This window comes from Gallintestinimicrobium sp., from assembly GCF_046968865.1.
In the GTDB taxonomy this organism is placed as follows: Bacteria; Bacillota; Clostridia; order Lachnospirales; family Lachnospiraceae; genus Gallintestinimicrobium; species Gallintestinimicrobium propionicum.
In genome coordinates, this window is record NZ_JBKVPW010000016.1 from 91,212 (window position 1) to 103,252 (window position 12,041).

12 protein-coding genes are annotated in these 12,041 nt (G+C 49.9%); 10 read left to right on the top strand and 2 right to left on the bottom strand.

Translation table 11 applies throughout. The features are described from left to right. Nucleotides 1–31: 31 nt before the first annotated feature. The 5 genes from ACLTOQ_RS13300 (at nucleotide 32) to ACLTOQ_RS13320 (ending at nucleotide 5,501) form a co-directional block, all read left to right on the top strand. On the top strand, nucleotides 32–802 hold the full coding sequence (locus ACLTOQ_RS13300; protein ID WP_412319629.1) for a ThiF family adenylyltransferase: 771 nt from the start codon (nucleotides 32–34) through the stop codon (nucleotides 800–802). Next, nucleotides 802–1,920 (top strand): cysteine desulfurase family protein, encoded by a 1,119-nt coding sequence (locus ACLTOQ_RS13305; protein ID WP_412319631.1) that lies wholly within the window; start codon nucleotides 802–804, stop codon nucleotides 1,918–1,920. The genes ACLTOQ_RS13300 and ACLTOQ_RS13305 overlap by 1 nt, the downstream gene beginning before the upstream one ends. Before the next feature lie 4 nt (nucleotides 1,921–1,924). After that, a complete protein-coding gene (locus ACLTOQ_RS13310; RefSeq protein WP_021915337.1) occupies nucleotides 1,925–2,791 on the top strand; it encodes a tRNA 2-thiocytidine biosynthesis TtcA family protein in 867 nt (288 codons plus the stop codon). Nucleotides 2,792–3,239: 448 nt separating this feature from the next. Continuing rightward, nucleotides 3,240–4,586 carry a GNAT family N-acetyltransferase gene (locus tag ACLTOQ_RS13315; protein WP_412319633.1) on the top strand — a complete coding sequence of 449 codons (1,347 nt, stop codon included), beginning with the start codon at nucleotides 3,240–3,242 and terminating at the stop codon, nucleotides 4,584–4,586. A gap of 123 nt (nucleotides 4,587–4,709) precedes the next feature. Then, a complete protein-coding gene (locus ACLTOQ_RS13320) occupies nucleotides 4,710–5,501 on the top strand; it encodes a prolipoprotein diacylglyceryl transferase (protein WP_337426696.1) in 792 nt (263 codons plus the stop codon). Here ACLTOQ_RS13320 and ACLTOQ_RS13325 read toward each other — a convergent pair. Continuing rightward, complete coding sequence (locus ACLTOQ_RS13325; RefSeq protein WP_412319634.1) at nucleotides 5,416–6,357, bottom strand: LysR family transcriptional regulator; 942 nt, start codon at nucleotides 6,355–6,357, stop codon at nucleotides 5,416–5,418. The genes ACLTOQ_RS13320 and ACLTOQ_RS13325 overlap by 86 nt on opposite strands. Before the next feature lie 237 nt (nucleotides 6,358–6,594). Here ACLTOQ_RS13325 and leuC point away from each other — a divergent pair, with 237 nt between their 5' ends. Beyond that, nucleotides 6,595–7,860 carry a 3-isopropylmalate dehydratase large subunit gene (leuC, locus tag ACLTOQ_RS13330; RefSeq protein ID WP_337672933.1) on the top strand — a complete coding sequence of 422 codons (1,266 nt, stop codon included), beginning with the start codon at nucleotides 6,595–6,597 and terminating at the stop codon, nucleotides 7,858–7,860. Nucleotides 7,861–7,876: 16 nt separating this feature from the next. Next, nucleotides 7,877–8,365 (top strand): 3-isopropylmalate dehydratase small subunit, encoded by a 489-nt coding sequence (leuD, locus tag ACLTOQ_RS13335; RefSeq protein WP_021915332.1) that lies wholly within the window; start codon nucleotides 7,877–7,879, stop codon nucleotides 8,363–8,365. 145 nt (nucleotides 8,366–8,510) lie between these two features. On the opposite strand, the gene ACLTOQ_RS13340 is transcribed toward leuD, so the two are convergent. After that, nucleotides 8,511–9,668: an SLC13 family permease gene (locus tag ACLTOQ_RS13340; RefSeq protein ID WP_412319635.1), complete on the bottom strand. Its 1,158-nt coding sequence runs from the start codon at nucleotides 9,666–9,668 to the stop codon at nucleotides 8,511–8,513. 162 nt (nucleotides 9,669–9,830) lie between these two features. Here ACLTOQ_RS13340 and ACLTOQ_RS13345 point away from each other — a divergent pair, with 162 nt between their 5' ends. The 3 genes from ACLTOQ_RS13345 to ACLTOQ_RS13355 all read left to right on the top strand — a co-directional run bounded on the left by ACLTOQ_RS13345 (nucleotide 9,831) and on the right by ACLTOQ_RS13355 (nucleotide 11,852). Next, the gene (locus ACLTOQ_RS13345) at nucleotides 9,831–10,571 is read left to right on the top strand and encodes a hypothetical protein (protein ID WP_412319636.1); all 741 of its coding nucleotides are present in this window, start codon (nucleotides 9,831–9,833) and stop codon (nucleotides 10,569–10,571) included. Then, a complete protein-coding gene (locus ACLTOQ_RS13350; RefSeq protein WP_021915329.1) occupies nucleotides 10,568–11,425 on the top strand; it encodes a tetratricopeptide repeat protein in 858 nt (285 codons plus the stop codon). Before ACLTOQ_RS13345 ends, ACLTOQ_RS13350 begins: the two co-directional genes overlap by 4 nt. Nucleotides 11,426–11,504: 79 nt before the next feature. Further along, nucleotides 11,505–11,852: a NusG domain II-containing protein gene (locus ACLTOQ_RS13355; RefSeq protein ID WP_262584645.1), complete on the top strand. Its 348-nt coding sequence runs from the start codon at nucleotides 11,505–11,507 to the stop codon at nucleotides 11,850–11,852. Nucleotides 11,853–12,041: the final 189 nt, after the last annotated feature.

The window sequence follows — 12,041 nt, forward strand, 5'->3', positions numbered from 1 at the left end:
TGTCAGGAGTTTTCAAGAACGGGAGAAATACATGTTAAATCAGTTTTCAAGAACGGAATTATTGTTGGGGAAAGACGGAATGGAACGTCTGAAAAATGCAAGAGTTGCTGTGTTTGGCATTGGCGGCGTCGGCGGGTATACGGTAGAAGCGCTTGCCAGAAGCGGCGTTGGAACCCTTGACCTGATCGACGACGATAAAGTTTGTCTGACGAATTTGAACAGACAGATCATTGCAACTCGCAAAACCATCGGAAAATATAAAGTAGACGTGGCAAAAGAGCGGATTTTGGAGATCAACCCGGATGCCGTGGTCCATACCTACAAAATGTTTTACATGCCGGATACGGCGGATCAGTTCGATTTTTCCCAGTATGACTATGTTGTGGACGCAATCGATACCGTGACCGGTAAAATCGAGCTGGTGATGCAGGCACAAAAGAGCAATACGCCGATCATCAGCTGCATGGGAGCGGGCAACAAGATGGATGCGTCCGCGTTTGAGGTGGCGGATATTTATAAGACGTCCGGCTGTCCGCTGGCGCGCGTCATGCGGCGGGAGCTCAAAAAAAGAAGAGTGCGCCATTTAAAGGTTGTATATTCCAAAGAGCCAGCTATGACGCCGGTGGACGAAATGGCGATCAGCTGTAAGACAAACTGCATTTGCCCGCCCGGAACAGCGCGGAAATGTACTCAGAGGAGACAGGTCCCCGGAAGCAATGCGTTCGTGCCTGCGGTTGCTGGGCTGATCGTGGCAGGTGAGATTGTGAGAGATTTAACAGGCGTGCGGGGAGAACAGGCATAATGATCTATCTGGATTATTCGGCAAATACGCCGGTTTCGGAGGATGTGCTCCGGTGTTTTTGTGAGACGGAGCGGGAGTTTTTTGGAAACCCGAATTCCACGCACGATGCCGGAAAAGCCGCCAAGGAGCGGATGGATGAGATTACGGTATCGATTGCCGGACTGATGGGGGCTGCGCCGGAGGAGATAATATATACTTCCTGTGCAAGCGAATCCAACAATACGGCGTTAAAAGGAATCGCTGCGCTGGCGCGTTCGAGAGGCATGCATATTATTTCCACTGCGCTGGAGCATTCTTCGGTGGGCGGGTGTCTGACTGCGCTGCAGGAGCAGGGCTTTGAGGTGGATCTGGTCGACATTGACCGAAACGGAAAAATCGATTTAGAGCATCTGCGGGAGCTTCTGCGCCGGGACACGATTCTAGTATCTGTCTGTCTGGTGGACAGTGAGTTGGGGACAATTCAGCCGGTTTCAGAGATTGCAGAGATATTAAGAGACTTCCCGGGCTGCCGTCTGCATGTGGATGCGACGCAGGCGATGGGGAAAATTCCGGTCTGTCTGGACGGAATCGATATGTTGAGTTTTACACCGCATAAATTTTACGGTTTAAACGGAAGCGGCATTTTATATAAGAAAAAGGACCTGATTTTGGAGCCGCTGATCCACGGCGGGCACAGCACGACGATTTATCGCAGCGGGACGCCTGCCCTCAGCCTTGCGGCGGCAGCTAAATGTGCGCTGTCAGATGCAATCAGCCATCAGAAGGAACGATATGAAACGGTGTCCGGATATAACCGGTTTTTAAGGGAAGAACTGTCCAAAATTCCGGGTGTGTCAATCAACAGCCCGGAGGACGCAGTGCCGCATATTTTGAACGTGAGTGTAAAGGGAATCCGTGGGACGCGCATGCAGCAGGCATTGAATGAAAAGGGCATCTGCGTGTCAGTCAAGTCTGCCTGCGCGGTAGAAGGCACGCCGTCAAAGGCGGTTTATGCGGTCTGCCGAGATAGAAATCGGGCGATGAATTCTTTCCGGATCAGCTTAAGCCATCTGACGACGAAAAAAGAGCTGGATACCTTTTTGCAGGTGTTTTTGGAGTGTTGTAAAGAAAGAGAGTAAAACTATGGCAAGAGAACTGGAGCCTTACCAGAATATAGAAAGAAGCATTATTAAAAAATTCCGCAAGGAGATCTGGCGACCCTTTATCGAGGCGGTACAGCGGTATGAGCTGGTAAACGAGGGAGATAAGATCGCCGTCTGTATTTCGGGCGGAAAGGATTCGATGCTGATGGCAAAGCTGATGCAGGAGCTGCAGCGTCACAGCAAGGTGAAATTTGAGCTGGTTTTTCTTGTCATGGATCCTGGCTACAACGAGATCAACCGACAGAAAATCGAGAGCAACGCAGAGCTTTTACACATCCCGATCACGGTTTTTGAAACAGATGTCTTTGCGGTTGCCAATACGAGCGAAAAAAATCCGTGCTATCTATGTGCACGCATGCGCCGGGGCTATTTATACAGCAAGGCACAGGAGCTTGGCTGTAACAAAATTGCCCTGGGACATCATTTCAGTGACGTCATCGAGACGCCCGTGATGTCGATGTTTTACGGTGGACAGCTGCAGGCGATGCTTCCGAAGCTGCACAGCAAAAACTTCGAGGGCATGGAGCTGATCCGTCCGATGTATTGCATTCACGAGGACGCGATTCTGGACTGGAAACGTTACAACAACCTGCAGTTTATCCAGTGTGCGTGCCGGTTTACGGAAAACTGCGCGATCTGCGATAACGGAGGCGGCGGTTCCAAGAGACAGGAGATCAAGACGCTGATTCGAAGATTAAAACGGGATAATCCGAATATCGAAAAAAGCATTTTCAACAGCATCCATAACGTCAACATCGATACGATGCCAGGCTACAAAACAGACGGGGATTATCATACCTTCCTGGAAAAATTTGACGCCTGCATGGACGGAGAGCCCGAGGAGTAAACGGATCGCATGGACAGCTCCGGGGCAGCTGCGGCAGAAAAATATCGGGAAAACGGGGTTGTGCTTCTTTCCGGAAAGTGCTATAGTAAACACAGTTTTTAATTCCACGAACCGCGAAAGGAAAAGCAGGGCATGTTGAGAAACGTTTATACAATTGTCATGGCGATGCCGCAGATGATGATGGGACGCATTAACTGTATCTGATATGCGAGAGATCGCAGTGCACAGATACAGGGAAGGGTCTTTTGTTTCTGTGTGCATCGGACGTTTGAAATTCTTTTCGGAGAGAAAGAAGAATCCAAAATACCGGAGCCGGAGGCAAAGAGCCTTCGGCTTTTTTGTTCTGTAGGAAATACTGTGTTGCATAAAAGTGCATTTCATCTGCCAATGCGCATGATTTCCCTTTTGCCGGCATGGAACAAATCTGAGAAGAGGATGGGAAAAGAGCATGAAAACACCGATACTGGAAACCAGTCGGCTTTGGCTGAAACCGTTAAAGGAAGAGGATGCGCCGGGCGCATTTTTGTGGACGGGAGATCCGAAGGTCAGCTGGTACATGCGCTACGAAACGCATGAAAGCCTGGAGGATACGAAGCAGTGGCTGCGGGAGGAAGAAAAACAGCTGGAATCCGATTTGCTGTATGATTTTGGATTTCATAAAAAGGACAGCGACGAGCTGATCGGCAGCGGCGGTTTGACGTTTAATCAGCAGCAGGGCATCTGGGAGCTTGGCTGCAACCTGCGTCGGGATTGCTGGAACCAGGGCTATGGAACCGAGGCGGCAGCGGCAATTCTATCATTTGCGGAAAATACGCTGCACATCCACCGCGTAATGGCGCGTCGGGCAAAGGACAACGCTGCATCCGGGCGGGTGCTGGAAAAGAACGGCTTTTCCTTTGTAAGAGAGTGCTGGGACCAGAAATGGAGCGGTTCGCACCGGTTCGAGTGCCGCGAATATATCTGGAAAAGCGAAAAAGAAGAGGAAAAAAACAGCGCCGCCCGCAATGAGGTCGAGCGCTTCTATGATGACGAATACGAAGAATGGGATCGTCTGGAATGGCACATACCGGAGTTCGAGGTGACGAAGCGCTACATGGAGGAATATATTCCAAACGATACGCCACAGAAGATTCTGGATATCGGCGGCGGTCCGGGCAGATATTCCATTTTTCTGGCGCAGAAGGGACATGACGTGACGTTATTTGACTTGTCCGGCAAAAATATCCGACAGGCGATCGAAAAGGCGCAGGAAGCGGATGTGCTGTTGGACAGCTGTATCCACGGCGACGCGCTCCGGCTTTCGGAATATCTTTACAAGGCGGAACAGTATGACGTTGTGCTTTTGATGGGACCTCTGTATCATCTGATGCGGGAACAGGATCGGGAAAAAGCCCTGCAGGAGGCACTGCGGGTGTTAAAGCCGGGCGGGCTTTTGTTCGCATCCTTTATTTCGACGTATGCGCCAATTCAGGATTATGCCAGTGGACTGTACGATTTCGGAGATATGGACAGACTCCTCGCCGGTCTGGAGGACGGAACTGCACAACCTGGTAAAAATTTCACAAACTCTTATTTCTGTGGGGAAAAAGAGGCGGAAGATATGATGGAAAAAGCAGGGCTTTGCCAACTGGCCTTTGCGGGTGTGGAAAATATCCTTTGCGGGAAAGAAGAGCTGCTGCACAAGCTTGCGTCTCAGCAGCAGGAAAAATGGCTGAACCTCGCATGGAGATTGAGCCAGGACAGAAAGCTGTTCGGTATGAGCGAGCACTTCCTCTACATCGGAAGAAAGCAGTGAACGTGGTGCCTTTTTGGAAAAGCGGTTGCATGAAACCGTCTCTTCGGGGTATAATGGCGATATGCGTCAGCGGGTAGCTTTCTCCGCTGACGGAAATGAAAATACAAAGGAGTTTTACAGCGTATGAAAAATGACCTGTTTTCTATTGGACCGTTTACCGTACACGGCTATGGACTGATGATTGCGATCGGCGTTTTGTCCGCTTATTATATGGTGGAATACCGTGCGAAAAAGAAACAGATGGACTGGGAAAAAGTGTTCCCACTGACGGTCTGGTCGGTGCTGGGCGGTTTTTTAGGCTCGAAGATTCTGTATCTTCTGACAAGACTGCCGGACATTCTTGCAAACCCGGCGCTTCTTGGCAGCAGCATTAAGGACGGCTTTGTCGTATACGGCGGCATTATCGGGGGTATCCTGACTGCGTGGATTTACTGCAAATGTACGAAATGGAACTTTTGGAAAATTTTTGATATCGCGATGCCTGCGGTTGCGATGGCACAGGGCTTCGGGCGGATTGGTTGTTTGCTTGCCGGCTGCTGCTACGGGATAGAGCTGGATCCCGCAAACCCGATAGGGATCGTGTTCCACAATTCCGCCTATGCACCAAATGATGTTGCGCTTTTGCCGACGCAGATTATTTCCAGTGTGCTGGATTTTGCAAACTGCTTCGTGCTGCTTGCACTGTCAAAGAAGCTCAAAACAGACGGACAGGTGGCGAGCTGTTATCTGATCTTTTATAGCATCGGCAGATTTGTCCTGGAATACTTCCGGGGCGACCTGATCCGGGGAAACGTCGGGGAGTTTTCCACGTCGCAGTTTATCTCCCTGTTTATCTGTTTGATCGGTCTTGTATTGCTTTTTGGACTTCCAGTTCTTGCAAAAAAGAAAGGAGCTTGCGCACAGTCGGAGGAATAGTGCCGGATTTTGCATAGGCGAAGCCGATTTTGCGGGTGGGAATGGAAACCGGCATTTTCAGCTGGACAAGCCTTCCCTCTGCGAGCTCGTCGCGGACGAAATTTTTGATGACGCAGGCGATTCCTAAGTCGATTTTTGCAAATTCGATCAGAAGATCCATAGAGGTTACGTCGATAATCCGGGAGGCGCTTAAGTTTTCCTGGGAAAGATAGCGGTCGATGTACCGGCGGGTAATATTTTCTTTATTCAATAACAGGAGCGTAGACGCTGCAAACGCCGTCCGGGAGGAAAGATGGTCGTTTGGGCGGATGCGCTCTTTTAAATTGTCGAGATAGGTGTGCGTGGTGACAAAAATATCCTGAATGTCGGTGAGGGGTTCAAAAACAAACGCAGACATGTCATCCTCTGCGCCGATCAGCCCGATGTCGAGCGTGCCTTGTTCGAGCGCCTGCATCGTTTCGAGGGAGGACTGGCAGGCGATGGAAAGCTGGATATGCGGGTTTTGGCGGATAAAGGGCTGTAGGATCGGGAGCAGGACATATTTGCACAGCGTCGCAGAAACGCCAATGGAAAGATGTCCCATGCCGAGCTTTTGGAAGCGCTGCAGCTGTTCTTCGCCCTGGGTGATCGCCTGAAAAGCGTTTTCTACCTGGATAAACAGGATTTCGCCCGGCTCCGTCAAGGAAACACCGCGGGAGGAGCGGTAAAAAAGCGTCGTGCCAAGACTTTGTTCAAGCTTGGAGATCGCCTTGGAAATGGCGGGCTGGCTGATGTAGAGCTCACGTGCCGCGCCGGAAATGTTGCGGCATTTGGCGACGGTATAAAAAATGTGGTAAAGATTAAAATTCTGTTCCATAAGTTTCCCTTTCCGGCAGTATTTTTTACCATATACGGTCTGTTTTTGTCTGTTACTGGTATAACTGATTTTATATATAGCACAATCCTACCATAACTGATGATTATAGTAAATATAAGAGAAAGGTATTTTTCTTTCTGAATGTACTATGATACACTTAAATACAGAAAAAGACGTCCGGGGCGACGGACATCTGCAAATCCGGCTGTTTTTCAGCCAAAAAGGAGATCGGATCATATGGGAATGACAATGACACAGAAGATTCTGGCCGCGCATGCCGGACTCGACCATGTGGAAGCAGGACAGCTGATTGAAGCGCAGCTGGATCTGGTTCTGGGCAACGACATTACAAGCCCGGTTGCCATCAAAGAGATGGAAAAAATGAAGGTGGACGGTGTGTTCGATAAGGACAAGATCGCGCTGGTACCGGATCATTTTGTACCGAACAAGGATATCAAATCGGCAGAACACTGCAAATGCGTTCGCGAATTCGCACGCCGCAATGAGATCACAAACTATTTCGAGGTCGGCGAGATGGGAATTGAGCATGCTCTGTTGCCGGAAAAAGGACTTACCGTAGCAGGTGATGTCGTAATCGGTGCAGACTCCCATACCTGTACCTACGGTGCGCTTGGCGCATTTTCCACCGGCGTCGGCAGCACAGATATGGCGGCTGGAATGGCGACCGGCAAGGCATGGTTTAAAGTTCCGTCTGCAATCCGGTTTAACCTGATCGGCAAACCGGGCAAGTGGATCAGCGGCAAGGATGTGATTTTACATATCATCGGCAAGATCGGCGTAGACGGCGCACTGTATAAATCCATGGAATTTACCGGTGAGGGTGTTGCCAATTTAAGCATGGACGACCGGTTTACAATTGCCAACATGGCGATTGAGGCAGGCGGCAAGAACGGCATTTTCCCGGTAGACGACAAGGCGATCGCATACATGAAGGAGCATTCCACAAAGCCATACCACATTTACGAAGCGGATGCGGATGCTGTTTATGATGAGGAATACACGATTGATCTTTCTGCACTGCGTCCGACGATCGCATTCCCGCATCTTCCGGAAAACACAAAGACCATCGATGAAATCCAGGAATCTGTTGCCATCGACCAGGTTGTGATCGGTTCCTGTACAAACGGCAGACTGGATGACCTTCGGATCGCTGCAGAGGTGCTGGAGGGCAGACATGTGGCAAAGGGGATCCGTTGTATCGTAATCCCTGCGACTCAGAAGATTTACATGGAAGCGATGGAAGAAGGGCTGTTAAAGACCTTTATCGAGGCGGGAGCAGTGGTCAGCACACCGACCTGCGGACCCTGCCTTGGCGGCTATATGGGCGTTCTGGCAGAGGGCGAGCGCTGTGTATCGACGACGAACCGGAACTTTGTCGGACGTATGGGGCACGTCAAATCAGAGGTTTATCTGGCGAGCCCGGCAGTTGCGGCAGCCAGCGCGGTGGCGGGACAGATCGCATGTCCTGAGCAGCTCGATTGAGGAGGGACAAAACAGCATGAAAAAGGCGAACGGAACAGTTTTCAAATATGGAGATAACGTGGATACGGATGTCATTATCCCCGCACGTTACTTAAATTCCTCCGATCCGGCAGAGCTTGCACAGCACTGCATGGAGGATATTGACAAGGATTTCATCAAAAACGTAAAGCCCGGCGATATCATTGTTGCGGATAAAAACTTCGGCTGCGGTTCTTCCAGAGAGCATGCGCCGATTGCTATCAAGGCGGCTGGCGTCAGCTGTGTTATTGCACAGACCTTTGCCCGGATTTTTTACCGTAATTCGATCAATATCGGACTGCCGATCATCGAATGCCCGGAGGCGGCAGAAGCAATTCAGGCGGGTGATGAGGTCGAAATCGATTTCGATACCGGTATCATCACCGACAAGACGCAGAACAGGCAGTTCAAAGGACAGGCGTTTCCGCCCTTCATGCAGAAGATTATCGCTGCAGGTGGACTGATCAATTACATTAACGAGGATTAAAATAATAGAATGCATGCTCCGCCGCAGGTTTGAAACGCCTGCGGCGGCTTTTTGAAGTTGCGGTTTTGGGTCCGTCCGGCTCCGGCAAAACGACGCTGATGAACATCATTGGCTGTATGGACCGGTCAGAAACAGCGTGTATCGATTATGGATGGACAGCTGTCGCAAAAACAAGCAGAATTGCCAGAAAACCAATATTTGCAAGGGTGAACAGAAGAAAGTACTGCCCTTTCTGTTCGGGAAGCTTCCGGGCGATCTGCCGATAAGAAATCAGGCTTGCCATCGATGCGATCAGGGTTCCGAGCCCACCTAAATTAGTGCCGACGATCAGCGCTGGAACGTTATTGGAAAAGCCGGACAGCAAAAGCGCCGCCGGAACGTTGCTCATGACCTGGGATGCGAGGACGCTGATGAGGATTTCCCGACCGGAGAGCGCTGCAGAAAGCCAGGAGGCAAAGGCGGGAATTCTGCCGAGATTTCCGATGAAAATAAAAAATGCGAGAAACGTGGCGAGCAGGGAATAATCGACCTGTGCCAGCACTTTTTTATCTGCGATCCATGCGCCCAAAAGGACGAGGACAAAGACTGCCGGGTAGGGAAGCACATGCAAAACGGCAAGGAGGCAGAAGAAAAACAAAACGATGTAAAGCCGGATCAGCGCCGGCTTTTTTTGCGCAGCGTTTGTAGTCGGATTCTGGATTGAGGAAGAGACTGTTTGCTGCCGATGCGGATGTCCCAGATAGAAAATGCAGACAGAAAGCAGGATGGCAGACAGCAGCGTATAAGGGAGCATGAGCTGCAAAAAAGCGGAAAAGGACAGTTGGCTTTTGCCATACAGATATAAATTCTGAGGGTTCCCGATGGGAGTCATCATGCTGCCGAGGTTGGCGGCAATAGTCTGCAGGCAAACAACGGGCGTCAGGAGTTTTTTACCGGATGCATCCGGCAACTGTCCCAGTACAGCAAAGGAGAACGGAACGAAGGTCAGGAGCGCAACGTCGTTCGTGATCAGCATACTGCAAAAAAAGCATAAACCGACCAGGACGAATACCAGGGAGGTGATGCTGTTTGTGCGGGACAGCAGGGAATATGCGAACCGTGTAAAAACGCCCTGACGCTGCAGCCCGGCCATGACAGTCATTAGGGAAAACAGGATGGTAAGCGTGCGAAAATCGATATAACCGAAATAGGATGCGTCCGGCAAAACGAAGCAGGCAGAGAGCAGGGCGAGCAAAACGGCAATCGACAGGACAGCCTCCTGGCGGATTTTGTAAAACAGTTTCTGACAGATGGAATATAGCATGGGAAAGCCTCTTTTTCTTTTTATTATGGGATATTTCTTGTAAATACTATAATTTTTACAAATAGGAAAGTCAAGGAACAATGAAAAAGGGATGACTTTTTGGAAAGATTATTGTAATATGGAGAAAGGTCAAAACAACGAATGTAAAGGAGTATTGACTGTATGAGATTTCGGGAAGAGGTTTTAGCAAAAATTTTTACCTATATTACTGTCGCCGTGCTGCTGGGAATCGTTGCATTCGAGGCATGGGGGCTTTCGCGAGAGCGAAGCCGCAGAAAGGATGCAGAGGACAATGCAGCAGTACTTCAGGAAGAAGTAGAGAACATGCGGGATATCAACAGCACCCTGAAAAAAGAAAACGGAGAGCTTTCTGCATTTCGCAACAAATGGAATGTATACGTTTCTTCTTTGACCAGCAGTGAGGTTTTAGAGCTTCAGCACGATTTGTTTATGCGGACAGATTTGATTCCGCAGGAGGCGAAGGAAGAAATCGCGGAACGGGAAGCCGGGCTTCTTGCGGAAGAAACAGACGGGAAAAGTACGTCTGAGCAGAGCTCTTCCAAAAATAAAACGTCGAAAACGGATTCCAAAAGCAAAACGACAGACAACGCCAGAACTGCAAAAATCGTCGTCGGGGAATATTCGTTTGACAATCCGAATGGGGAAAATATTTTTCTGCCGGTCAGCGCCAACACGGGCGACGGGGAGAATTGTCTGATCTACACGGCTGCCTATGAAGAGGAGGGAAGCCATGTGATCGAATTATTATATGAAATTACGCTGGATGAATCGGGTACGATCGCGCGCAGGGATACGACCGGGGAAGTGGAATGGTACTGTGTCGCCTATCAGGCGGGCGGAGGCTGGAAAGCGACAGCAACAAAGGAGGGCGCAGGGCAATGATGACAATTGACCAGATTTTAACAAAGCTGGATCATTATTATAAGGAGGATCAGCTGACAGAGGTAGAGCCGTTTCTCTTATCCTGTCTGGAGGATGCCAAAAAAGAGCAGGAGTATGGCATTTATATTTCCGTCGGCAACGAGCTTCTGGGCTTTTACAGAAGCATCGGACAGTTTGAGGCTGCATTTGCGGTCGGGGAGGACGTTCTTCTTTTGATGGAGGAGCTGCAGCTGGATCATACCGTCCATTTTGCAACGACCCTGTTCAATGTGGCGACTGCGTACCGCACGGCGGGAAAATACGAGGAAGCACTTGCAAATTATCGGCGTGCCCTTGAAATTTATCAAAAAGAGCTTCCCAAAGACGACTATCGTCTGGCAGAGCTATATAGCAGCATCAGTATTTTATTGGAAAAGCTCAACGAAAATGAAAATGCGGCGCTGTTTTTGGAAAAAGCGATTCAGATTATGGAAAAACAGCCTGGAACAAGGGTTGAAGTGGCGACTTCCCGGACGAGTCTTGCACTGATCGAGCTGAAAATGGACAAGCTGGAAGCGGCGGAAAAGCATCTCGAGCTTGCGATTTCCGCGTTTAAAGAGGATGGCGGCAAGACGGATACACACTACAGCGCAGCGCTTGCCGGACTCGGCGAGGTCTGCTACCGTCAGGGCAGTCTGGAACGCGCCCTGGAAAATTATGAGCACGCGCTGTTTGAGGTGGAAAAGCATTTCGGCAGAAAAGAAGGCTACGGTCTGCTCTGCGGCAACTGCGCGGCGATCTGCAGAGAGCTTGGACAGAGCGCAAAAGCTGAAGAGTATGAGGTGCAGCGCAAAAAATACTGCCCGGAAGCCTGACAGGACGGGGAAATAAAACTTGAAACATACGTTCGAAAATGATACAATAAGCAGCGGCGAATACAGGAGGGATTTCCTTTTGATCGCCGCTGTTATACTGGCAGCGGCAGCAGCTGTCTTTTTCTTTCAGGTCAAAAACAGGACTTCCGGTACGGTTTATGCGATCGTGGAGCAGGACAGTAAAGAGCTGATGCGTCTGCCGCTGTCGGAACCCGGGGAATATCGGATTTCCGATGGAGACAGCTATAACGTGATCGAAATTACAGAGGGTGGCGTCCGAATGAAGGAAGCGGACTGCCCGGATCAGATCTGCGTCAGCCGCGGACTGATTCGGAAAAGCGGACAGAGTATCGTCTGCCTGCCGCACCGGCTTGTCATCCGTCTGGAACAGCTGGGAGATCAGGAACTGGATGCGGTAGCAGAATGAAACGACTGAGCTGGTCAACGAAATAGATCAAACTGGTCAATGACAGATTGGATCCGCCAGAAAGGAGCAAACTTTAAGTAATCAAAATCATTGTCAATAGTAATTAAATGTGTTGAAATATACCCACGGAGGATATTGTTATGAACACATCTAATATCACTAATTACAAACCAAAAGATTTTGCTGAAT